Origin of the sequence: Mesorhizobium sp. B2-3-4, from assembly GCF_006442315.1 — a bacterium.
Taxonomy (GTDB): Bacteria; Pseudomonadota; Alphaproteobacteria; order Rhizobiales; family Rhizobiaceae; genus Mesorhizobium.
On record NZ_VFVY01000005.1, the window covers coordinates 117,503 to 139,167 of the forward strand.

General features: G+C 64.0%; 21 protein-coding genes, 1 tRNA gene and 1 pseudogene. 17 read left to right on the top strand and 6 right to left on the bottom strand.

Features of this window, described 5'->3' with window-relative positions:
• Nucleotides 1-64: 64 nt before the first annotated feature.
• The gene (locus FJ967_RS10150) at nucleotides 65-721 is read left to right on the top strand and encodes an O-methyltransferase (protein ID WP_140731574.1); all 657 of its coding nucleotides are present in this window, start codon (nucleotides 65-67) and stop codon (nucleotides 719-721) included.
• Between the two features lie 104 nt (nucleotides 722-825).
• The gene (locus FJ967_RS10155; RefSeq protein ID WP_140731575.1) at nucleotides 826-2,088 is read left to right on the top strand and encodes an MFS transporter; all 1,263 of its coding nucleotides are present in this window, start codon (nucleotides 826-828) and stop codon (nucleotides 2,086-2,088) included.
• Between the two features lie 30 nt (nucleotides 2,089-2,118).
• Here the strand turns inward: FJ967_RS10155 and FJ967_RS10160 are convergent, their stop codons facing one another.
• Nucleotides 2,119-3,024, bottom strand: a complete 906-nt coding sequence (locus FJ967_RS10160) for a LysR substrate-binding domain-containing protein (protein ID WP_140731576.1) — start codon at nucleotides 3,022-3,024, stop codon at nucleotides 2,119-2,121.
• A gap of 130 nt (nucleotides 3,025-3,154) precedes the next feature.
• On the opposite strand from FJ967_RS10160, the gene FJ967_RS10165 reads away from it, so the two are divergent.
• A complete protein-coding gene (locus FJ967_RS10165) occupies nucleotides 3,155-4,663 on the top strand; it encodes an MFS transporter (protein ID WP_140731577.1) in 1,509 nt (502 codons plus the stop codon).
• A 2-nt stretch (nucleotides 4,664-4,665) separates the two neighbouring features.
• On the opposite strand, the gene FJ967_RS10170 is transcribed toward FJ967_RS10165, so the two are convergent.
• Nucleotides 4,666-5,325 carry a response regulator transcription factor gene (locus FJ967_RS10170; protein ID WP_140731578.1) on the bottom strand — a complete coding sequence of 220 codons (660 nt, stop codon included), beginning with the start codon at nucleotides 5,323-5,325 and terminating at the stop codon, nucleotides 4,666-4,668.
• A gap of 123 nt (nucleotides 5,326-5,448) precedes the next feature.
• Nucleotides 5,449-5,883 carry a hypothetical protein gene (locus tag FJ967_RS10175; protein ID WP_140731579.1) on the bottom strand — a complete coding sequence of 145 codons (435 nt, stop codon included), beginning with the start codon at nucleotides 5,881-5,883 and terminating at the stop codon, nucleotides 5,449-5,451.
• Nucleotides 5,884-6,072: 189 nt separating this feature from the next.
• Between FJ967_RS10175 and FJ967_RS10180 the strand changes: the two genes are divergently transcribed.
• Together FJ967_RS10180 and FJ967_RS10185 are read left to right on the top strand one after the other, a co-directional pair.
• The gene (locus FJ967_RS10180) at nucleotides 6,073-6,420 is read left to right on the top strand and encodes a DUF952 domain-containing protein (RefSeq protein ID WP_140731580.1); all 348 of its coding nucleotides are present in this window, start codon (nucleotides 6,073-6,075) and stop codon (nucleotides 6,418-6,420) included.
• Nucleotides 6,420-7,499: a quinone-dependent dihydroorotate dehydrogenase gene (locus FJ967_RS10185; RefSeq protein WP_140731581.1), complete on the top strand. Its 1,080-nt coding sequence runs from the start codon at nucleotides 6,420-6,422 to the stop codon at nucleotides 7,497-7,499. The genes FJ967_RS10180 and FJ967_RS10185 overlap by 1 nt, the downstream gene beginning before the upstream one ends.
• Here FJ967_RS10185 and FJ967_RS10190 read toward each other — a convergent pair.
• Nucleotides 7,492-8,832 (bottom strand): annotated as a pseudogene (locus FJ967_RS10190) (MATE family efflux transporter). The gene FJ967_RS10185 and the pseudogene FJ967_RS10190 sit on opposite strands and share 8 nt — an antisense overlap.
• Before the next feature lie 129 nt (nucleotides 8,833-8,961).
• Between FJ967_RS10190 and FJ967_RS10195 the strand changes: the two are divergent.
• Nucleotides 8,962-9,864, top strand: a complete 903-nt coding sequence (locus tag FJ967_RS10195; protein WP_140731739.1) for a histone deacetylase — start codon at nucleotides 8,962-8,964, stop codon at nucleotides 9,862-9,864.
• A gap of 77 nt (nucleotides 9,865-9,941) precedes the next feature.
• Here the strand turns inward: FJ967_RS10195 and FJ967_RS10200 are convergent, their stop codons facing one another.
• The gene (locus FJ967_RS10200; protein WP_140731582.1) at nucleotides 9,942-10,205 is read right to left on the bottom strand and encodes a DUF6460 domain-containing protein; all 264 of its coding nucleotides are present in this window, start codon (nucleotides 10,203-10,205) and stop codon (nucleotides 9,942-9,944) included.
• A 476-nt stretch (nucleotides 10,206-10,681) separates the two neighbouring features.
• Between FJ967_RS10200 and FJ967_RS10205 the strand changes: the two genes are divergently transcribed.
• The 10 genes from FJ967_RS10205 to FJ967_RS10250 all read left to right on the top strand — a co-directional run bounded on the left by FJ967_RS10205 (nucleotide 10,682) and on the right by FJ967_RS10250 (nucleotide 20,089).
• A complete protein-coding gene (locus FJ967_RS10205) occupies nucleotides 10,682-11,299 on the top strand; it encodes an outer membrane protein (RefSeq protein ID WP_140731583.1) in 618 nt (205 codons plus the stop codon).
• A gap of 182 nt (nucleotides 11,300-11,481) precedes the next feature.
• On the top strand, nucleotides 11,482-11,868 hold the full coding sequence (locus tag FJ967_RS10210; protein WP_140731584.1) for a hypothetical protein: 387 nt from the start codon (nucleotides 11,482-11,484) through the stop codon (nucleotides 11,866-11,868).
• A gap of 47 nt (nucleotides 11,869-11,915) precedes the next feature.
• The gene (locus FJ967_RS10215; protein WP_140731585.1) at nucleotides 11,916-12,590 is read left to right on the top strand and encodes a response regulator transcription factor; all 675 of its coding nucleotides are present in this window, start codon (nucleotides 11,916-11,918) and stop codon (nucleotides 12,588-12,590) included.
• Nucleotides 12,587-14,017 (top strand): HAMP domain-containing sensor histidine kinase, encoded by a 1,431-nt coding sequence (locus FJ967_RS10220; protein WP_140731586.1) that lies wholly within the window; start codon nucleotides 12,587-12,589, stop codon nucleotides 14,015-14,017. Before FJ967_RS10215 ends, FJ967_RS10220 begins: the two co-directional genes overlap by 4 nt.
• Nucleotides 14,018-14,141: 124 nt before the next feature.
• Nucleotides 14,142-15,170 carry a glycosyltransferase family 2 protein gene (locus FJ967_RS10225; RefSeq protein WP_210243571.1) on the top strand — a complete coding sequence of 343 codons (1,029 nt, stop codon included), beginning with the start codon at nucleotides 14,142-14,144 and terminating at the stop codon, nucleotides 15,168-15,170.
• Nucleotides 15,163-15,864 (top strand): class I SAM-dependent methyltransferase, encoded by a 702-nt coding sequence (locus FJ967_RS10230; protein ID WP_140731587.1) that lies wholly within the window; start codon nucleotides 15,163-15,165, stop codon nucleotides 15,862-15,864. The genes FJ967_RS10225 and FJ967_RS10230 overlap by 8 nt, the downstream gene beginning before the upstream one ends.
• Nucleotides 15,865-15,874: 10 nt before the next feature.
• On the top strand, nucleotides 15,875-16,312 hold the full coding sequence (locus FJ967_RS10235; RefSeq protein ID WP_246675242.1) for a GtrA family protein: 438 nt from the start codon (nucleotides 15,875-15,877) through the stop codon (nucleotides 16,310-16,312).
• A 26-nt stretch (nucleotides 16,313-16,338) separates the two neighbouring features.
• A complete protein-coding gene (locus tag FJ967_RS10240; RefSeq protein ID WP_140731589.1) occupies nucleotides 16,339-17,820 on the top strand; it encodes a hypothetical protein in 1,482 nt (493 codons plus the stop codon).
• A gap of 210 nt (nucleotides 17,821-18,030) precedes the next feature.
• Nucleotides 18,031-19,941 (top strand): acyltransferase family protein, encoded by a 1,911-nt coding sequence (locus FJ967_RS10245; RefSeq protein ID WP_140731590.1) that lies wholly within the window; start codon nucleotides 18,031-18,033, stop codon nucleotides 19,939-19,941.
• Between the two features lie 74 nt (nucleotides 19,942-20,015).
• A tRNA-Gly gene (locus FJ967_RS10250) sits at nucleotides 20,016-20,089 on the top strand.
• A gap of 85 nt (nucleotides 20,090-20,174) precedes the next feature.
• Here FJ967_RS10250 and FJ967_RS10255 read toward each other — a convergent pair.
• The gene (locus FJ967_RS10255; RefSeq protein WP_140731591.1) at nucleotides 20,175-20,936 is read right to left on the bottom strand and encodes a Stf0 family sulfotransferase; all 762 of its coding nucleotides are present in this window, start codon (nucleotides 20,934-20,936) and stop codon (nucleotides 20,175-20,177) included.
• A gap of 394 nt (nucleotides 20,937-21,330) precedes the next feature.
• Between FJ967_RS10255 and FJ967_RS33335 the strand changes: the two genes are divergently transcribed.
• On the top strand, nucleotides 21,331-21,552 hold the full coding sequence (locus FJ967_RS33335; protein ID WP_181175759.1) for a hypothetical protein: 222 nt from the start codon (nucleotides 21,331-21,333) through the stop codon (nucleotides 21,550-21,552).
• Nucleotides 21,553-21,665: the final 113 nt, after the last annotated feature.

Below are 21,665 nucleotides of genomic sequence, written 5' to 3' on the forward strand. Positions count from 1 at the left end.
TGAAGGATTATTCGTATTTTCGAGGCAACACAATGACGCATTCAATCCCGACTGGAGAACAGCCATGTCCACCCTGACCGGAACCCCGCTGGCGCCGCTGCTGGCGCGCCTGTTCGAGGAAGCCAATGCCGCGACCAGCCCGGCCGCGGCGCGCTATTCGAGCCAGGAGCGTGCCCGGCTGCTCAACAGCAAGACCGAATATCGCGATTTCTATGGCAGCATGAAGGATCTCTGGCTCGCGGTTTCGCCCGAGACCGGCACATTGCTCTACATGCTGGCGCGCAGCACGGGCGCGCGCTTCATCGTCGAATTCGGCACTTCGTTCGGCATCTCGACGCTCTATCTCGCGGCGGCACTGCGCGACAATGGCGGCGGCCGCCTGATCACCACCGAATTCGAGCCGTCCAAGGTGACGCGTGCCAAGGCCAACCTGGCCGAAGGCGGCCTGATCGACCTGGTCGAGGTGCGCGAGGGCGATGCGCTGGAAACGCTCGCCGCCGACCTGCCGGAGACGATCGACCTGCTGCTGCTCGACGGTGCCAAGGCGCTCTATCCGGAGATCCTGAGCCTGGTCGAGAGCCGCTTGAGACCCGGTGCGCTGGTCATTGCCGACAATGCCGATTTCGCCCCGGACTATCTCACGCAAGTGCGCTCGGCGGCGGCAGGTTACATGTCGACGCCGTTCGGCGACGATGTCGAGCTGTCGATGCGGCTCGGCTAGAGCGCGCCGAACAACGATACCTTGCTGCCCGCCGGGCGGCCGTAGGCGTTTACGTCAACCAACGCGCAATCCCGGCCTTCGGGCCCCTACGCGTAGGTGACATCATGACTGCTTCTCCATCCGTCCGGCGCGGGCCGCCGCGCCCGGCATTGCTTGGGCTCTTCCTGTTCTTCTGCGCCGGTTTCGCCGACGGCGCGCTGGTGCCTTTCTTTCCACTTTGGGCGGGGAGCGAGGCCGGCATTCCCGTCGGCGCGATCGGCCTGCTGTTCGGCTGCTATGCCGGCGGCGAGCTCCTGGCGGCGCCGCTCATCGGCGGCATTGCCGACCGGATTGGCCGGCGGCCGGTGCTGATCCTCTCATCGCTCGGCGTCGGCTTCGGCTTCACCGCCCTGTTCTTTGTCCATGGCGTCGCGGCGACCGCTACGGTGCTCGTTTTCACGGGCATCTGCGAGTCGGTGCTCCACCCGACGATCCTGACCGCGATTGCCGATGTGACCGAACCATCGACGCATCCACGCTGGTTCAGCATGGCGCGGGTGAGTTCGAGCGCGGGGCAGATCCTCGGGCCGGCCTGCGGCGCGCTGCTTGCCCTGATATCTCTCAGCAGCGTGTTCCTCGCCGCCGGCGGGATGCTCGTTTTCGGCGGCGTCGTCATGTTGGCCGCCTTTGCGGAAACGATCGGCCGTGGCGAGGGGGCCGGCGACAACGGCGAGGAGGAGGAAGAGGGCCTTTCCGCGCTGTTGCCGGCCTTTCGTGACGGCCGCCTGGCAAAGCTGCTTGCCTGGGTCGTGCTGTTCGAAATCTCCGGCAACTGGATCGAGGCCGTCATCCCGCTCTATGCGCAGGATGCCGGCACGCTGACGCCGTCCGGGATCGGTGCCCTGTTTGCCTATGCGGCTGCCCTGACGGTCGGCCTGCAGATGCTGGTGAGCCGCTTCGCCGAGACGCGCTCCGCGCTCTGGCTTGCTGTCGGCGCCGGCCTCTCGACGATGGGCGCTTTCGCATTGCTCGCGGCTTCGGCGGCGATGCCGTCGCTGATCGCCGCCGTCAGCCTTTGCGCCGTCGCGCAGATGCTGGTCGGGCCGTTGGTGCCGAGCGCGGTCAATGCGCTGGCGCCCAGGTCACGTCGCGCCTCCTACATGGCGGCCTCGTCGGTGGCTGTCGATCTCAAGGATTCGCTTGGGCCTTCGATCGGCACCGCGCTCTACGCGCTGGCGCCGCGCCTGCCCTGGATCGCCGGCATTCCGCTCGTAGCGATCGCTTCGCTCGGTCTCGGAGCCGCGATCGGAGGGGCAAGGAAGCCTTCGGAGCCGGAGGGCGAAGACGCCGCGCAGCGGTTGGATTCAGCCGTCGAAAACTATCGATGAGTTGCGGCCAGAGCCATCGGGCCGGCGGCCTCAAGGAGGGCTGTCGGCCATTTGCGCGTTGCGGAGCCAGGGCTTCGCGCTGCTCGCAGCCGGCGGACGGTGTTCGCGGAATGCCAGCGCAAGCGTCCGCAGTGCCGCGCGCGACTGGGCGTCGGAGAGCGTGGAAAGCAGCACGATTTCCGATGCCGGCAGCGGCGGCAGGCCGAACTTGCGGCTGACCTCGAAGGTGCCGGGCGGCACCAGACGAGATGAGAAGGCGCCGACGGCGAGGCCGGCGGAAACGGCCTCGGCAACCGCGAAGGAGCCGCAACCCAGGAAAACCTGAGTCCACGGGATTCCGACAGCATCGAGCGCGCCGGTGATGATATCGCGGATACTGCAGGACGGCGCGGAGGCGGCCAGCCGGAGCGGCTCGCCGGCGCGGTAGACGAAATCCGGCGTCGCATACCAACCGAAATGTTCGGGTGCCAGCATCTCGCCATCGCGCCGGTCGTCGTCGCGCCGGACGATCGCCGCATCGAGCTCGCCGCGATCGAACGCAGCGATCAGCTCGCGCGTGTCGTCGAGCCGCACTTCGATGGTCAAGGCCGGATCATGGGCACTGAGCCGTGCAAGCAAGGTCGGCACTTCGGCGCCGCCGACATGGGTGGCAATGCCGAGCCGAAACTGGCGGCGGACAGCGCTGAGACTGGCGATGGCGCGTTCATGCGCGGCAAGCAGCTCGCGCGCCGGTTCGAGGAACATCGCGCCGCGCGCCGAAAGACGCACCAGCCGCGGCGTGCGTTCGATCAACCTCTCGCCGATCCGTTCCTCGAGCCGCTTGAGCCTGACGCTGACCGCGCCTTGCGTGCTGCCGAGCGCTTCGGCCGCACGCGTGAAGCTGCGCAGATCCGCGACAGCAACGAACGTCTTCACCGCATCTACGTCCAGCGTCATGTCAGCTATCGTATTTTGTTGTCTCTGAAATACCCAATCATGCAATTCTCAAATGATCAAGCCTGGCCTAATTGTGCAGCGCGTCACGGCAATCCGCCGATCGCCGCGCCGAAATTCGAGAGGTTCGATCATGGCAGTCCTCACCCGCCGAGGCATCGTCGTCCTGTTTGCCGCCTGCCTGGCGTGCCTGATGTTCGGGCTGGAGATTTCAAGCGTTCCCGCCGTCCTGCCGACGCTGGAAGACGTGCTGCACGCGGACTTCAGCCAATTGCAGTGGGTCATGAACGCCTACACGATCGCCGTCACGACCGTGCTTATGGCGATCGGCACCATCGCCGACCGCTACGGCCGCAAGCGCGTCTTCCTGGTCTCCATCGCCGCCTTCGGCCTGACGTCGCTGATCTGCGGGCTCGAGGACGACGTATCGACCTTGATCGTCGCCCGGTTTCTGCAGGGCCTGAGCGGCGGCGCGATGCTGATTTGCCAACTCGCCGTGCTGTCGCACGAATTCCGGGACGGCCGCGAGCGCGCCGTGGCTTGGGGCTGGTGGGGCGTCGTCTTCGGCATTGGCCTCGGCTTCGGGCCCATCGTCGGCGGCATGATCGTCGCGGCATCAAGCTGGGAATGGGTGTTCCTCATCCACGTGCCGGCAGCAATCGTGGCGTTCGTGCTGGCGTTGACCGGCGTCCACGAATCGAAGGATCCGCAAGCAGGAAGGCTCGATCTGGCGGGCATCCTGACGCTCTCGCCGTCGGTGTTCTGTCTCGTCTTCTACATCACCCAGGGGCCGGATCTCGGCTTCGCCAGCCCGGCCGCGCTGGCGATCCTCGGCGTCTCGATCGCCAGCCTCGTCGCATTCCTCGTCGCCGAAGGGATCAGCAAGCGGCCCATGTTCGATTTCTCGGTGTTTCGGATCCGGCCATTCTCCGGCGCCATTGTCGGCTCGGCCGCGATGAACCTCAGCTACTGGCCCTTCATGATCTACCTGCCGATCTGGTTCCATGCCGGGCTCGGCTATGACAGCGTCTCCACCGGCCTTGCCTTGCTCGCTTACACATTGCCGACGCTTGCCATGCCGCCGCTGGCGGAGCGGCTTTCGCTGCGCTACCAGCCTGGCATCGTCATTCCCGCGGGACTCGCCATCATCGGCGCCGGGTTCATCGCGATGAAGTTCGGCAGCGCCGCGGCGCGGCCGGATTGGCTGACGATGCTGCCCGGCTGCCTGATCGCCGGAATTGGTCTCGGGATCACCAATACCCCCGTCACCAACACGACGACGGGTTCCGTTTCGAGCGACCGCGCCGGCATGGCGTCCGGCATCGACATGAGCGCCCGCATGGTCTCGCTGGCGTTGAACATTGCGATAATGGGCTTCATCCTGGCAAGCGGCGTGCTGGCCCATCTCAGCCAGGCGCTGCCCGACCTCGACGCTGCCCAGCTGCACGTCGCCAGCAACGGCATCGCCGCCGGGAATCCCATCTCCGGCGTGCCCGATGCCGTCGCTCACGACGCGCTGCGCGAGGGCTTTGGCCGGGTGATGCTCTATGGCGGCGTCGGCGTCTGGATCATGGCCGCCGTCAGTTTCATGATCTTCAGCGCGCGGCCGCTGCGGCGCGCCGAGGCCAAGCGCTCGGACTGAGCTTATGACGCCGGCTGCAGCGGGTCGCTGCCGATCTTGGAAAAGAGGATCACCGCCTGGGTGCGGCTGTCGACGCCGAGTTTTTGCAATATGGCCGAGACATGCGCCTTGATGGTGGCTTCGGAGACGCCGAGCTCATAGGCGATCTGCTTGTTGAGCAGACCCTCGGCCAGCATGCCGAGCACGCGCGTCTGCTGGGGCGTCAGTGCTTGCAGGCGCTTGATCAGGTCCGATATTTCGGGATCGCGCTCGACGCCGAGATCGACGCCGACAGGGGCTGCGATATCGCCGGCCAGGACCGCCTGCACGGCGCCACGGATTTCCTCCATGCTGGCCGACTTGGAGATGAAACCGGAAGCGCCGAGATCGAGCGCGCGCCGGATGGTGGCCGGATCGTCATGCGCCGACACCACGATCAGCGGTACCGCCGGATGGATGCCGCGCAGCGAGATCAGGCCGGCAAGGCCGCTGGCCCCCGGCATCGACAGGTCGAGCAGCACCAGATCGACATCCTCATTGGCCACGACCAGCGCCTTGGCGCTTTCGAAATCGCCTGCCTCGTGGATGGCGGTGACATTGCCGATGCCGGAGAGCGCCTCGCGCAAGGCGCCACGAAACAGCGGGTGATCGTCAGCGATGACGAAAGAATAGCCTGACGGCAAATGTCCCTCCCCGAATCCCCGATTTACTGCTTTTTTGCGGGATCAGTCGGGCGATTATGAGGGGCGGCGCGCTGTTTTCAAGCGGCAAAGACAACGTGCCGCGTTTTCCCTCGTTCTGAGCGCTCAGGTCTTCTGCGAGTTGAGCTGGGCGCCGTTGCCGCTATCCTTGTCCATATCCTTGACGATGCCCATGAAGCCCTTCAGGAAGCGCTCCATGTAGCTCATCGTCTTGTTGAAGTCCTCCTCGCTCGGCAGTTTCGATTCGAGGCGGGCGGAGAGCGAATTCTCAAGCCTGGTGACGCGCTCGTCCATCGCCTTCATCGAGGTTTGCAGGCGGTCGATTTCGTCCTGGTAAGCAGCGCGTTCGTCGGCCGCCACCTTGCAGACGAGCTGGCCGGACTGTTCCTCGCAAATCGACATGGCGCCGGTCTGCGTGTCCATGCGGACATAGCCGGTGGCCGATTTTTCCAGCCGGTAGCGGTCGGTTTCTTCCGAATAGGCTGAAGCCGCGACCAGCGAAACGAGCGCGGCGGGGATCAGGATGTGCTGCAGACGCATGTCGTCCTCCATGGCCAAGGCCTGAAATAGCGCATGTTTGCGCCGGAAATGGGGAAGACCCTTGGCGTGGCCTTGCCCGCACGACTGGTTCGAAGTCCTTTTGACGCAATTCCCTAGGGCAAAGCGCTATGCGCTTTGCCCGGGAAAAACCGTTTCACACTTTTCCTAGAATTGCTCTATAGCGCACCGATGTCACAGATTATCTACAAGATAACCCCGCAAGCGCTCTGGCGCGAGGCCGAAGCCAAAGGCCGCTTCACCGGCGCGCCGATCGACATCGCCGACGGCTTCATCCATTTCTCGACGGCGGCGCAGGCCAGGGAAACGGCGGCCAAGCATTTCTCCGGCCAGACCGACCTTCTGCTCGTCGCCATAGACGCGACCAGGCTGGGCGATGCGCTGAAATACGAGGTCTCGCGCGGCGGCGCATTGTTTCCGCATCTCTACGGCGTGCTGGAGCTGAACGCCGCGCTCTGGGCCAAGCCGCTGCCGCTTGGGGACGATGGCATCCACCAGTTCCCGGCGCTGGAGGGATAATGAGCGTGCTCGACCGGATCGGCCAGAAGCTGCTGTTCACCTTCGATCCGGAAACCGCGCATGGCCTGTCCATCGCGGCACTGCGCTGCGGCCTGCCGGTTGGCGCGCGCATGACGCCGGATGCTCGGTTGAAAATCCGTCTTTGCGGTCTCGATTTTCCCAATCCGCTTGGCATGGCGGCCGGCTATGACAAGAACGCCGAAGTACCCGACGCGCTGCTCGGCCTGGGATTCGGCTTCGCCGAGGTCGGCACCATCACGCCCCTGCCGCAACCGGGCAACCCGAAGCCCCGTATCTTCCGGCTGACATCGGATGACGCCGTCATCAACCGTCTGGGCTTCAACAATGAAGGCCATGCGGCCGCCGAAAAGCGCCTCGCCGCCCGCAGGGCTCGCGGCGGGATCGTCGGCGTCAACATCGGCGCCAACAAGGACAGCGCCGACCGCGTCGGCGATTATGAGCGCGGCGTCGCGCGCTTTGCGCCCCATGCCAGCTATCTGACCGTCAACATTTCCTCGCCCAACACGCCTGGCCTGCGCACCATGCAGGCGCGCGAACAGCTCGGCGAATTGCTATCCCGGGTCATGGCCGCGCGTGCCGCGGCCCCGGCACGGCCGCCAGTGTTCCTCAAGATCGCGCCAGATCTGGTCGAGGCCGAGCTGGAGGACATCGCCGCCGAGGTCATGGAAAAGCGGATCGACGGAATCATCGTGTCCAACACCACGATTTCGCGGCCCGCGCTGAAAAGCGGCGACACCGCGCGGGAGACCGGCGGGCTTTCGGGACAGCCGCTTTTCGAGCGCTCGACCATCGTGCTGGCCAGGATGCGCAAGCTCGTCGGGCCTGACATGGCCATCATCGGTGTCGGCGGCGTCAACTCGGCCGAGACAGCACTGGAAAAGATCCGCGCCGGCGCCGATCTCGTCCAGCTCTACACCGGCATGATCTATGCCGGACCGGCGTTGCCGGGCCGGATCGTCGCTGGAATGGCGCGCTTTGCCGAAACGGACAAACTCGGCTCGATCTGCGAATTGCGCGACGGCCATCTCGATCGATGGGCGTCGAAGCCGCTCAGCTGAACGCGGTTTGCATTCGCAACCGCAAGATCGTCAGCAGACTCAATCCCCGTACCAGCAGGAAGACGTGCAGTGCGGCCCACAGCCCGTGATTGCCGAAGGCGGGTGCCAGCGTGATCAGCGCGGCGGCGAAGACGAGGAATGAGAAGAGCATCATGTTGCGCATGTCGCGCGACCATGTCGCGCCAATGAAAACCCCATCCATCTGAAAGGCGAGCACCCCGCTTAACGCGGTGAATGCCGCCCAGGGCAGATAGATGTCGGCTGCGGCGCGGACCTCCGGTGATGTCGTTACGACGGCGACCAGGTTGGTGCCAGCCGAAAGCAGCACCAGCGTCGCGGCCCCGGCCAGGCCAAGGCCCTAGAACAGGGTCAGTCGCACCGCCTGCCGGAAGGGCTGTTCGGCACGCGCGCCGACCGCGCGGCCGGCAAGCTGTTCGGCGGCGGTGGCGAAACCGTCGAGGAAATAGCCGGCGACGAGAAAGAAATTCATCAGCACCGCGTTGGCGGCAAGCGTCACCGTGCCGAACGCAGCGCCCTGGCGAGTGAACAGCGCGAAAGCGGCAAGAAGCGAGAAGGAGCGGATCATGATGTCGCGGTTGAGCGACAGCATGTGCAGGAAGGCCGATATGTCGAGCAGGCGGTGGCGCGGCAAGGGCGGGCCGGACCGGAAACGGCTGACGACGATCGCGAGACCAAGCAGCATGGCGAGGAATTCGCCGGTGACCGTTGCCCAGGCGACGCCGGCAACGCCCCAACCGAGCTCCAGGCCGAGCAGGAAGCAGAGCGCAATGTTGATGCCGTTGAGCACCAGTTGCAGAATGAGGCCGAGCCCGCCTTCGCCCCGCCCCAGAACATAGCCTAGGACGGCGTAGTTGATCAGCGAGAACGGGGCGGCAAGCAGCCTGATCCTGACATAGACCCCCAATGCTTCGCTGACGCGCGGCCCGGCATCCATGAACCACTGGCCGCCAAGGGCGATGAGCGGCGAAAGCGCCGCCATCACGACGCCGGCGACGACCGCGATCAGCACGGCGCGCCAGAACACCGCCTGCTCCTCGAGGGCGTCGCCACGTCCGAACGCCTGGGCGACGAGTCCGGTGGTGCCGGAGCGCAGGAAATTGAAGGTGGTGAAGACGACGTCGAAAACCAGCGCGCCCGCCGCCAGCCCGCCGAGCAAGGCGGCATCGCCGAACTGGCCGACGACAGCCGTGTCGACCAGGCCGAGCAGCGGCGTCGTCAGATAGGCGAGCGTCATCGGCACGGCGATGGCAAGCACGGATCCATTGGTGACGACAAAGGACCTGGCGTCTGCTGGGGTTGCACCCTTGTCCAAGGATTGCTGCCTTGCTGATTGCGGCTTGATCGGGAAACCGATGTGCCCCATTTTCCAGCCACCGCGCAATCGCCTTGCCGCGACGGCCAACCGAAATCCCGCTCTGGCGCCAAACCGTCCAACCAGCTGATGGCCCTGCAGATCGTCCACCATCCCGACTACGACGCCGGCTTCGCCGCCAACCACCGCTTTCCGATGAGCAAATATCCGCTGCTGATGGAGGCCCTGCGGGCGCGCGGCCTGATCGGAGCCGGGGCGCTCAACACAGCCGAACCTGCGTCGGCATCATGGCTGAAGCTTGCCCACGCGGCGGACTATGTCGACCAGGTCATCCACTGCGCCGTGCCGGAAAGAATCGAACGAGAGATCGGCTTTGCGGTCGGCCCGCGCGTCTCGCTGCGCGCGCAGCTTGCCACCGGCGGCACGGTGGCTGCGGCGCGGCTCGCCTTGCGCCACGGCATCGCCTGCAACACGGCCGGCGGCAGCCATCATGCGCGGCGCACGCAGGGCGCCGGCTTCTGCACGTTCAACGATGTCGCCGTCGCCTCGCTGGTGCTGCTTGAAGAGGGCGCCGCGCACAACATCCTGGTCGTCGACCTCGACGTGCATCAGGGCGACGGCACGGCGGATATCCTGCGCGATGAACCCCGCGCGTTCACCTTTTCCATGCATGGCGAACGCAACTACCCCGTGCGCAAAATCGCCTCGGACCTCGACGTCGCCCTGCCCGACGGCACCGGCGACGCCGCCTATGCTGAAAGGCTTGATACCATCCTGCAGGAGCTCTGCGCCCGCGCGCATTGGGACATCGTCTTCTACAATGCCGGCGTCGACGTCCATGCCGAGGACCGGCTGGGCAGGCTCAAGCTTTCCAACGATGGACTTCGCGCCCGCGACGAGATGGTCATCGGCCATTTTCGGGCGCTCGGCATTCCTGTCTGCAGCGTCATCGGCGGCGGCTATTCCACCGACGTGCCGGCACTGGCCGCGCGCCATGCCATCCTGTTCGAGGTGGCATCGGGCTACGCCTGACGCCTGTGCGGCATGATCTCTGGACAAACGGAACCGTTTGTCCGCGAAAACCGGTTCCCGCTTCTCGGGATCATCCCCTATTTCCGGTAGTTGGCGATCCTGAGCAGGATGAAGGCCGGCACGACGATCGCGGCGCCGAGCAGGATGTAGCCGAGGAAGCGGTCGATGGCGTGGAAGCCCAGATTCCAAAGATCCATGAAGAATTTCTGGATGCCGTAGAACACATCCATCGGCGACCAGCCGAACGCGTTCATGACCAGGCCGACGAGGAAGGATATCACCAGCAGCTTCAGGACAACCCTGAGCGGCGAGTCGCCGAGAAAGCGTGTCAGTGCGGACAAGGCCGTCTCCCGATTGAGATGCCCGGACCGATGGGGCACGCTCCAGAGATACGTGCTTGGCGCCCATCCATCAAGCCAGCACGGTGCGTGCGGGGAAGCCGAAAGGCCGCAGCCAAATGTCGCTTGTTGCGGGACGTCGCTCCGGTTCGGGCATCCAGCCGAGCGGCTTCAGCAAGCCAATTCTTAAATATGGGTAAACAAGATCGTTTTAATTTATTGAAAATAAAGCACAAAATCGTCATTTTCCAAATTCGCGCAATGTGCGTGCAATTTTCGCTTGCGAGATAGCAGGCGTCTTTCAGGTGACGCAGCGCGCGGCGCTCTGCCCCCTACCACAGCCGGCGAAAGCCGGTCCCCAGAACCGCGCAAGCATCCCTGAAAGACACCCATCGGAGCCTGGCTGCCCCAACGGTCAGGGCCTCGGCAGTTAACCAGCGCATCGGGTGCCGGATGCGCGTTTGTATTGGAGTAATGCAGTGTCCTCTCGAGCAAAGATCATTCTGACGGCGAGTGCTCTCGCCATGTGTGTCCTGCGGCCGGCGATGGCCGCCGATCTTTCTCCGACCTACAACGATCCTCCGGCCTTCCAGTGGAGCGGCGCCTATGTCGGCGTCCATGGCGGGACGGCGTTCACGGGAATGCCTAACCCGTTCGCCGGCCGAAACGGCCTCAGCGGTGGCGTCCAGGCCGGCTACAACCAGCAGATGGGACCGGCGGTTCTCGGCGCCGAGATCGAAGGTTCCTATCTGGGCGGCGCCGAACACGATGTCCGGGGCGGCAAGATCAAGGAGAAATGGCGTGGTGCCGCCAAGGCCAAGGCCGGCCTGAGCTTCGACCAGACGCTGCTGTTTGGAACCGGCGGCGTGGCCATGACCCGATTCGACAAGGGCGACGGCGTGAGAAGCAGCGACGGATGGAAGCTCGGCTACCTCGTCGGCGCCGGCATCGAACAGGGCTTCGCCGGCGGCCTCTCGGCCAAGGTCGAGTACGACTATGTCCGCACCCCCGGCGTGGAAACGACATCGGCGCTTGGCAGATCCAAGCAAACGATCGGCAGCCACGAATTGAAAGCCGGCATCAACTACCGGTTCTAGCAACGGCAAATGGCCCGACCTCGATTCGCGCGATGTCAGAACGGCATCGCGCGATCTCTTGTTCTTGATAGCTGGACTCAAAGACATCCGTTCGGGCAACGAGCATTCCGTGCCTGTCGCAATGTCGATGTAATCTTCGCAATCTAGGTCCCGGGCGTGAATTTTCACCATGGGAATCAGCAATGTCCACGCATCGCGCCGGCCGCCGGACGTCCAAGATATTGTTCATCGCGACCGCGCTCGCCCTGACGGGCTGCGCCTCCGACATCATGAAGAACTATGTCGGACAGCCGGTCGAATCGGTGGTCCTGGATTACGGTCCACCGACGGCGGTCGTCGACCTCGGCCAGGGAGAACGCGCCTATCAATGGCGCCAGGTCTCGACATCGGCGGTTGCCGGGACATCAAGCGGCGAGGTTCGCCACACAAAACACGGAACCGTCTATGAAGAGACCGAGACGCCCGGCTATATCGAGCGTCAGGAATGCTTCTACACATTTTACGCCCGCGCTTCCGGCGGCCGCTGGTTCATCACCAATTTCCGCCGGCCGAAGCTGGAATGCGAATGAACCGCCGCGCCGCACAATTCCACGGAAGCGGATGAAGGAGAACGCCCATGCGCGTCCTGCTGATCGAGGACGAACCGGAAATGGCCTCCGTGCTGAAGGCGGCCCTGGAACGTCTCGACATAATCGTCGACCATGCCGCGACCCTGGCCGATGCCGAGGCTGTCGCTCGTCTTGGCCATCATGACGCCGTGGTGCTGGACCGCCGTCTGCCGGACGGCGACGGCCTCAGCCTGATCCCTCGCCTGCGCGCCTTGCACCTCGATGTCCCGGTCATCGCGCTGACGGCGATGAGCGGGTTGGACGACCGCGTCGCCGGGCTCGATGCCGGAGCCGACGACTACATGGTCAAGCCCTTCGCCACGGTGGAACTCGTCGCGCGGCTCCACGCCCTGCACCGCCGCTCGTTCACCTCGCGCGCCAACCAGACCATGGTCGGCCGCCTCACTTATGATTTTCGCTATCGCGAGGCATTGGTCGAGGACCAGGCCCTCGATTTGCCAAGGCGCGAAAGGCTGGTGCTCGAGACGCTCATCCGCCGACCGGGCCGGACCATCATGCGCAGCGCTCTCGAGGAGGCGGTCTACGCCCTGGACGACGAGATCGGCTCGAATGCGCTCGACGCGCATGTCTCGCGGCTGCGCCGCAAGCTCGACGATGTCGCGGCCGGCATCGAGATAAGGGCTATCCGCAATCTTGGCTATCTCCTGCGGGCAGCCTCGTGAAGAAGGTGCGCACGCGCTCGCTGCAATGGATCCTGGTGCGCCGGCTGATCCTGCTGCAGGCGGCGACGCTGCTCCTCTTCATCGTGCTTTGCGCCGCAGCACTCTGGATCGCCAATCCGAGCCTGCTCATCGACAACGAAGCTGCCGTCGCGGCCGTCAAGGGCGCCGTCGACCGCGACAAGGACGGCAGGCTCATCGTCCGTGAAACGGAAGAATTGACCGCGTTTCGCCAGGGCTTTCCCAATGTCTGGTACATCGTTCGCGACGCTGGCGGGCAGATCGCCCGTTCCGGCTCGGTGCCGGATGTCTACACCCGGGATTTCGGCGGCTTGCTCGGCGCGGCGGACCACGCCACGATCGGATTCTCCGACAAGGACATGCGGCCGGAGGCCTATATCGAAAACGCCTCGACCAGGGCGGGGGCGGTACAGATCATCGCGGCGACGCAGTCGTCGCGCCAGGAGACCGACGGACTGGAGATCAACATTTCGGCCACGGTGGAGGTCGCCCGCAATCCCGACGGCAGCAGGAACTGGGAGCGCGCGCTGCCGGCGCTTGCGCTGGTCATCGCGATCGTGCTGCTGCCCATCGTCCTCGTCATGGGCGCCACCACGCTGGTGACGACGCCGGCCGTGGTGCGCCGCTCTTTCGCCGGTCTCGTCGAAACCGTGCGTCAGGCCGCCCGCATCGATATCGGGACCCGCGCGATGCAACTGCCGGTCAAGCACGTGCCGCAGGAGATCGCACCGCTGGTGCATGCCTTCAACGAGGCCCTGGCACGCCTCGCCCAGGGCTATGACCGGCACAATCGTTTCCTCACCGACGCGGCGCACGAACTGCGCACGCCGATCGCCATCTTGCGCACACGCGCCGAATTGCTGCGGCAGGAGCCGCAAAGCACGCGGCTCCTGCATGATATCGAGCGCCTGTCGCATCTGGCGCAACAACTGCTCGACCATCAATTGCTCGACCGCCCATCGGACCAGCGCGAGATCGTCGATCTCGGCGATCTCGTCAGCCGGGTGGCGGCCGACTTCGCGCCGCTCGCCATCGAGGCCGGCTACGACCTTGCCTTCGAGCCTTCGCCTGACACGACGCGCGTCGAGGTCAACGTGCTGCAGATCGAGCGGGCAATCGCAAATCTCGTGCGCAACGCGATCGAGCATGGCGGCGGCGGCGGCACCATCACGATCGCGATCGACAGGACCGGAGGCATCGAAGTGCGCGACGAAGGCCCGGGCATCCCCGCGGAAGAACGCGAGAATGTCTTCGAACCCTTCTACCGCCTGCGGCCGCAGTCGCGCGGAGCGGGGCTGGGGCTGAACCTCGCCCGCCAGATCGCGCTGCTGCACGAAGGCACGATCCGGATCCTGGCCGGCTCATGGCGCGGTGCCCGCATCCGCATGGAGCTGCCGGTCCGTTCGTGATCGGCGCCGTCGGCGGCGCCGGACGCATGGCGGGCGCCGGGCCAGCCGCCGCGCCGATCGCTGGCTTATCTGTTTTCTAACCAATTGCCGGTATTGCCAATCCAAAGCGGGAGCCCAAGCTTTGGTGGGAACGGGAAAAATCGGCGCGAACCGCGCACCCATGTTGTCGGTCGTCGTGCCTTGCTACAATGAACGCGACGGCGTGGCGGAGCTCCATCGGCGCGTCAGCGCGGTTTGCCTTGAGCAAAGCCTTTCCTACGAGATCGTGCTGGTCATCGATGGGGCAACCGACGGCACCCGAGAGGCCATTTTCGAACTGGCCGACAAGGACGACCATGTGGTCGCCATCGACCTTGCCCGCAATTACGGCCACCAGATCGCGCTCAGCGCGGGGCTGGAATTCTGCCGCGGCCGGCGCATTCTCATTCTCGACGCAGATCTCCAGGATCCGCCCGAACTGCTCGGCGCGATGATGGCGAAGATGGATGAGGGCTTCGACGTTGTTTACGGCCAAAGGGTGAAACGGGATGGCGAGAGCTGGTTCAAGCTGGCCTCCGCCTCGATGTTCTACCGCCTGCTGGGCCGGATGGTCGATGTCGAGATCGCGCCGGATTCCGGAGATTTCCGGCTGATGAGCCGCCGTGCGCTGGACCATCTGATCGCGATGCCCGAGCGCTACAGGTTCATTCGCGGCATGGTGAGCTGGATCGGGTTGAAGCAGGTCGCGTTCCCTTATGAGCGGCACAAGCGCTTTGCCGGCACCACCCACTATCCGCTGAAGAAGATGGTTCTCCTGGCGGTCGACGCCATGACCAGCTTCTCGATCGTGCCGTTGCGGTTTGCCTCGCTGCTGGGGATGATGTTCGGCCTGCTCGGGCTGATCGTACTCGGTTATACGCTGTTCGAGTGGTCCATGGGCAATGTGATGCCTGGCTGGACGAGCCTGGCCGCGATCATGCTCATCCTGGGCAGCGTCCAGCTTCTGGTGCTGGGCATTTTCGGCGAGTATCTCGGCCGCATGTACATGGAGACGAAGCGGCGGCCGCTTTACCTGATCAATGAAATCGTTTCCCGGAACCAGCCGGCCGCCGGAAGCCAGGACTTGCACGTTCACCGCCTCCAGGAAATGGCAAAGAGGGCCGCCCGTGCTTGAGGCCGAATTCGACCAGTTTGCGCGCGAATACCAGGAACAGCATGCCGCGAGCATAAGGCTGAGCGGCGAGAACCCGGATTTCTTCGCCAAATACAAGATCGACGATGTCGCGGCGGCACTGGCGCGAGCCGGCGTGAGGCCGCGGCGCATACTCGACTTCGGCGCCGGTGTCGGCAATTCGCTCGGCCATATGCGCCGCGCCTTTCCAGACAGCGAAATCGTTCTGCTCGACCCTTCGCGCGAATCGCTCGACATCGCCGAGAAGCGTTTCCCCGGCCAGGGGGTCTTCGCGCATTTCGATGGCCAGACAATCCCCTTTGCCGATGGCAGCTTCGACCTGGCGTTCGCGGCCTGCGTCTTCCACCATATTCCCGAGGACCTCCAGGTTGGACTGCTCGCGGAGATCGGCAGAGTGCTGGCCGATGGCGGCAGCTTTTTTCTGTTCGAGCACAATCCGTGGAATCCGCTGACCACGCACGCGGTCAGAAATTGCGCCTTCGACGAGAATGCGGTGCTGATCACCTCGCACGACATGCGCCGGAGACTATCCGCCGCGGGTCTTTCCGACACACGGATCGTCTACCGGATTTTCTTTCCCAGGCTGCTCGCGAGGCTGAGGCCGCTGGAACGTTTCCTCACCAAGATACCAGTCGGAGCCCAGTATTTTGCGCATGTGGTCAAGCCTGCCGTTTGACTGTTCGAGGGTGCTTCGGTTCGGCGCCGTCGGCCTGTTGAACACGGCGCTGGGATATACGGTCATCCTGGCCGGGCTTGCCCTTGGCCTTGGCGATATCCTTTCCAATGCCACGGGCTACGCGGCGGGTCTCGTGATGGGCTTCTTCCTCAACCGCAACTGGACTTTCGGCGGAACGGATGAATTCCGGCGGGGAACGGCACAGCGCTACGGATGTGTCTTCCTGATCGCCTACGGCCTGAATCTGGCAATCGTGCTTGCCGCCCGCTCGGCAGGTCTGATCGAAAGCCCCCTGGTTCACCTGGCGGGCATCTGTGTCTACTCGATCGTCTCTTACCTCGGCTCGGCACATTTCGTGTTCGTCGGAGACGGTGGCCACGGCAGCGCCGATCCGGATAGCCGGACCACCGATGGAACCGGGCGCATACGCTCGCGTCCAACGCCTTGAACCAGTCGCCGTCGGAAAACAGCCAGATGAACAATGCCCAGCCCAGCTCGGAGGTGGCGCAAGCCGAACGGATCAGACTGGTATTCTGCCTGTTCGCCGCCTGCGTCACGGCGGCCGCGCTGACCTCCGTCGCGGGCTCGACACTCCAGGACCCCGACAGTTGGTGGCAAGTGAAGGTCGGGCTGGACTTCCTGGCCAACCGGACATTTCCGACCGTCGACCCCTATTCCTATACTTTCGCCGGCCAACCCTGGATCGCCAAGGAATGGCTCGGACAGGTTCTTCTGGGCCTTGCCTACCGTGCGGCCGGATGGAACGGCGTCGTCGCCTTGATCATCGCCGCGATCAGCCTGACTGTCTTCGTGACGACCTGGTTCCTCAGCGCATGGCTGAAGCCGATATTGGCGGTGATGCTGGCCTTCGCCGCCGCCTTTTTGATCGCCCCGATCTACACGGCGCGTCCGCACGTCTTCACCTTGCCCATCATCGTCGTCTGGACCGCCGTGCTGTTTCGCGCCTCGGCCGAGGAACAGCCGCCGCCCTGGTGGCTGCTCGCGCTGGTCGTCCTGTGGGCGAACCTGCATGCGACCTTTACGCTGAGCTTCGTCATTGCCGGCTTCGCCGGCCTGGATCTTCTGGCGCGCATCGGCCTGTCGAGGCCCGCGCTCCTGGCAAGATGGTTCGCATTCGGCCTGCTTTGCCTGCTGGCCAGCCTCATCCATCCCTACGGCGTGAAAGCAATCCTGGCCACGTTCACCGTTGCCAGCGGCAATGAGGCGGTGCCCCTGATCCAGGAATGGCGGCCCTTCAACGCGTATGAACACCCCTCACAAGAGATCGCAATGCTGGCGGCGCTCGTCGCACTGCTGGTGTCGCGGATGCGGATCGGCTGGGCCAAGGCGCTGTTCGTGGCCTTCACCTTGCATGTTTATCTCACCCATCTGCGCTTTATGTATCTCCCCTTCCTGTTGATACCCCCGGTGATCGCCATCGAGGTCGCACGCCAATATCCCCTGGCGTCGACCACGAACTGGCGGGCGGAAAAGCGCGACGCACTGGAACTGTTCCTCGCGAGGCGGTTTTACCCGCTTTGCGGCGCGGTCGTCGTGCTGTTGCTCGGCGCGGTCTCGATCGTCGGCAGCACTCACCAGGTCGCGCCGAGCCCGACGACATCGGCGAGTGGCGCCCTCGCCTTCGCCAGGGATCACAACCTGTCCGGCAATGTGCTGAATTCCTATAATTTCGGCGGGACGCTGATCTTCCATGGCATCAAGACCTATGTCGACGGCAGGACGGACCAGCTGTTCCTGGGCGGATTCGTGAAAACGGACGACGCTACCGGCCAGAGCAGCGGCAAACCGCTGCTCGAGGCCCGGTTGAAGAAATACGCCATCGGCTGGGCGCTGCTCACAGTCGACGACACCCGCATCCCCTTCTTCGCGGAATTGGGCTGGAAGCGGGCCTATGCCGACGACTATGCCGTGATCTACCTGCCTCCCGAGGGCTGATTTTCCGCGCCCCGCTAACGGCATCACCGGCGCTCCAAGGCCTGGCATTCGCCTTGACATGAATGTTGCGGTGCAGCAAAACTGTGCTGCAGAGCACACTCCGTGGGACCCACGAGCCATGACTTTTCGCAGAACGGGGGATCGCCGCATGGCCAGCATGACAGGTTCCGCCGAACGATCGCCGCGGGTCGTGGCATACGGACCGACCGAATGAATTACAGGCGCGACATCGACGGCCTGCGGGCCGTCGCGGTGCTGCCCGTCGTGCTCTTCCATTTCGGCGTGTCGGCCATTCCCGGAGGCTTCACCGGGGTCGATATTTTCTTTGTCATATCAGGCTACCTGATCAGCGGCAGCCTGCTCGACGATCTCGAACGGGGCCAGTTCTCGATCGCTCGCTTCTACTGGCGGCGCGCACGGCGCATCCTGCCGGCGCTGACCTTCGTCATCGTGCTGGCAAGCATCGCGGCCTGGTTCATCCTGCTGCCGTCGGACCTGCACGAATTCAGCCTCAGCGTGATCGCGGCCTCGACCTTCTGGTCCAACATCTATTTCTGGAAGACGACAAACTATTTTTCGATCGACGCCGAATTGCGGCCACTGCTGCACACATGGTCGCTTTCGGTCGAGGAGCAGTACTACATCTTCGCGCCGATCCTGGTGTATCTGATCTACCGGTATGCAGGTAAGCGCTGGCTGACGATACTCCTGCCGATCGCCATTGGCAGTTTTGCCCTGGCGGTCATGGCGACCACTCTGGCGCCGACCGCCGGCTTCTACCTCCTGCCGACGCGCATCTGGGAACTGGCGCTGGGCGCCATGCTGATGCTGAAAAAGCCGCCGCCACTTGCCAGCCGGCCGGCAACGGAACTGATCGGCCTGGCGGGCTTCGGCCTGCTCGCATTCGGCTTCCTGACGATTTCGGAGAGCGATCCGTTTCCGGGCTACAATGCCCTGTTTCCCTGCATCGGGACGGCCCTGCTCATCTATGCTGGCCAGAACCACGCGGAGCGGCCCGTGCCGGTCGCCACGCGCGTGCTTCAGTTGGCTCCGATGGTCTGGGTCGGCCTCATCTCCTATTCGCTCTACCTGGTTCACTGGCCGATCAATTCGTTCGTCCACTACCTCTCGCTGAAAGCCATCTCGGTGCCGACGATCGTCGCGATGACGGTGGCCAGCTTCGCCCTGGCCACCTTCTCGTGGAAGTATGTCGAGCAGCCTTTCCGGCAGAAGCGACCCTACACCGCGCCGCTGCCGATCTTTGCCTTTTCGGCGGCAGCGATCGCGCTTTTGTGCGTTGGCGGTCTGGCCGGTGCGCTTGGCAAAGGCTTTCCGCAACGCTTCCCCGATTTTTCGACGCAACGGATCCTGGTCGGCGACTGGCGCAACGGTGTCTGTTTCAACGAAGGCGAAAACCGTATCGAGAACTGGAACCTCGCCGCATGCACGCGCACGCACGGCTTTGACACCAATGTGCTGCTGTGGGGCGATTCCTTTGCCGCGCATTATGTCTCCGGCCTGGAGGCCAATGCCAGAAAAATCCAGGCCAACGTCATCCAATACACCTATGCCGGCTGCCCGCCCAACCTCAGCTATTTTTCCTATGCCCGGCCGGCCTGCACCCGTTTCAACGAAAGGGCGCTGTCGATCATCCGCGATGCCAAGATACAGGCGGTGATCCTGAGCGGTCGATGGACCGACTACCAGGCCAGAGGCTTCGACGGCCTGCAGGCGACGATCGACCAGCTGCGCGAGATGGGCGTCAAGGTCTATGTCATCGGCCAGTCTCCGGAGTTCATCGCCGACGTCCAGAAGATCGCCTTCTTTGCAAAACACGATGGCGCCGTGAACACATCCTGGCCGATGGCCATGGATCCCGACATCAACAGGCAGGTGCAGCCCTTCACCAAGGGCGCGACCTTCATCGACCCGCTCGCCTATCTGTGCGATGCCGCCGGCTGTTCCTACGCGGATGCCGCCAGCAAGCAGTTTCTCTATTTCGACTATGGCCATTTCTCTTCCGCCGGCGCGACGCTGGCCATCTCGAAATACTGGCCGAGCTTCGCCGCCGGCGGCGAAGTCGCAAAGGCCAGGGAGCCAGCGCCGACCGCCACCAGATGAGATGGCGAAGCCTGCGTCGGGCGACCGGTTTGCGATTGCCCGAAGCCATGCCGTCATGATAACGAGGCTGCAGCGCGGGTATGATGTAATGGTAGCCTGTCAGCTTCCCAAGCTGAACGCGCGGGTTCGATTCCCGCTACCCGCTCCAGCTTGTGGTCCAAGGGTTACGGCTGCTATTGGCACGCACCCGAATCGGCTGTTTTACAGACAGTTTCATACCGTCCGTCGCGCGCCTAGACTTGGCCGACCCGCATCTGCCTCTTCAGAAGGAACCGGGCAAGGTTCTTGATGTTGCGCGGCGCCACCTTCTTGGGCAGATGCGCCAGCAGGTCTTCCGATTTGACGTCGTTGCGAAACCGCTCCGCCCAGTCCTCGGTCACGCTGTCGCGCTGCAGGCGCAGATTTGTCTCGAATTCTCCGTCCGGCATGTCCATGGACAGCTGCCGGGCCACCGACGCGACGTATGGACGAGGATCGTCCAGCAGATCCTCATAAAACAAGTGATCGTAGGGCAGATCGGCCAGCCGCAGGTAGGCCTCCCAGAAGGCATAGCTCTGCTCGATCAGGAAATAGGCCTGGCAGATGCCAGCGAAATCATATTGCGGGACCAGGTCCGCGCCATCCATCGTGCTTCTCCAATGCCCCGAGGCCTTCGCCCGGCAATAGGAAATCGCCTGGCGAAGGCGGTCCCGCCGCTCCAGCAGGACCAGACCCATGGCATGGCGCCGGCCGCATTCGGCGAGAAAGTCGGCTCCATATTTGGCCTGCGACCAATGAAGATGCCGTGGAAACAGTTTCACGGCAAAGGTGCCGTTCGCGGTACCGCCGCGATCGATCACGGCGGACAGCAGGTCATCGAAGGATTTCGGCTTGTAGCCTAGATTGGTCGTGTCGAGCCATTCGGCCGATTTGCCGAACAATCCGGTGCTGTTTGTGAGGCTGCCAAGCCATTCGGAGCCGCTACGGGCTTCGGTCAGTATCGCCACGCCTTTCATGCGTGCGGATTGCCCACAGCCAGCGTGACCTCCATTGCAGAATGCCGCCCGTCTCGATGGTCCCTCGGCATGGTCAAAGCTCCGCTTAAACAGGGCCTCAACGGAAAAAGGCTTGGATGGTTCCGTTGATCGGACTTCAGGCTAGGACAAAATGCGGGACCAGACACGTTACAGTTGGTTAATCAAAGCCAGCCCTGCGTTCGAGCCTGGACATAGGCGCGTGTGCCTCGGTGTTCGCCGTTCGATGGAAACGGTGAAGCTCATCCATCTCTTTGTTTATTTGCCGCTTCCGGGATGCGAGGGCCGGTGGCCGGCCCTCGCATCAGCCAGATGCCGATTACAGCCAGACGCCGAGCCAGACCCGCTCGCGCCAGCAGCGCACATGACGGCGGCCGTGGCGCCAGTAGCGGCGGCAAACTCGCCGCCAGCCCCGGCGACGGCGACGACGCCACCGGCCACCACCACCATGATGGCCATGGTGCCAGCGACGATGGGAAACCTGCTCGAGTTCGACTTCGTCATCCCCTTCGAGGACAGCCGGATCCGGCTTGTCCAGCTCATCGAGAATTCCGTTGCCCTGGGGAACACCCGCAACCGCGCGGCCGGGTCCTGCTAAGCCCGCAAACGCCACTGCCCCCGCAACGCCAAGCATTCCAGTAAGAAACAACCGACGTTCCATAAAAGACCTCCCGAGTTGTTGATCATCGACACCTCGTTCCCTCGCCCAAA

Bases quoted from the DNA above. Each gene is read 5' to 3' on its own strand.
- FJ967_RS10150 (WP_140731574.1), top strand. From the start codon at position 65: ATGTCCACCCTGACCGGAACCCCGCTGGCGCCGCTGCTGGCGCGCCTG.
- FJ967_RS10185 (WP_140731581.1), top strand. From the start codon at position 6,420: ATGAGCGTGCTCGACCGGATCGGCCAGAAGCTGCTGTTCACCTTCGAT.
- FJ967_RS10210 (WP_140731584.1), top strand. From the start codon at position 11,482: ATGTCCACGCATCGCGCCGGCCGCCGGACGTCCAAGATATTGTTCATC.
- FJ967_RS10175 (WP_140731579.1), bottom strand. From the start codon at position 5,883: ATGCGTCTGCAGCACATCCTGATCCCCGCCGCGCTCGTTTCGCTGGTC.
- FJ967_RS10195 (WP_140731739.1), top strand. From the start codon at position 8,962: ATGGCCCTGCAGATCGTCCACCATCCCGACTACGACGCCGGCTTCGCC.
- FJ967_RS10155 (WP_140731575.1), top strand. From the start codon at position 826: ATGACTGCTTCTCCATCCGTCCGGCGCGGGCCGCCGCGCCCGGCATTG.
- FJ967_RS10160 (WP_140731576.1), bottom strand. From the start codon at position 3,024: ATGACGCTGGACGTAGATGCGGTGAAGACGTTCGTTGCTGTCGCGGAT.
- FJ967_RS10165 (WP_140731577.1), top strand. From the start codon at position 3,155: ATGGCAGTCCTCACCCGCCGAGGCATCGTCGTCCTGTTTGCCGCCTGC.
- FJ967_RS10180 (WP_140731580.1), top strand. From the start codon at position 6,073: ATGTCACAGATTATCTACAAGATAACCCCGCAAGCGCTCTGGCGCGAG.
- FJ967_RS10255 (WP_140731591.1), bottom strand. From the start codon at position 20,936: ATGAAAGGCGTGGCGATACTGACCGAAGCCCGTAGCGGCTCCGAATGG.
- FJ967_RS10215 (WP_140731585.1), top strand. From the start codon at position 11,916: ATGCGCGTCCTGCTGATCGAGGACGAACCGGAAATGGCCTCCGTGCTG.
- FJ967_RS10245 (WP_140731590.1), top strand. From the start codon at position 18,031: ATGAATTACAGGCGCGACATCGACGGCCTGCGGGCCGTCGCGGTGCTG.
- FJ967_RS10240 (WP_140731589.1), top strand. From the start codon at position 16,339: ATGAACAATGCCCAGCCCAGCTCGGAGGTGGCGCAAGCCGAACGGATC.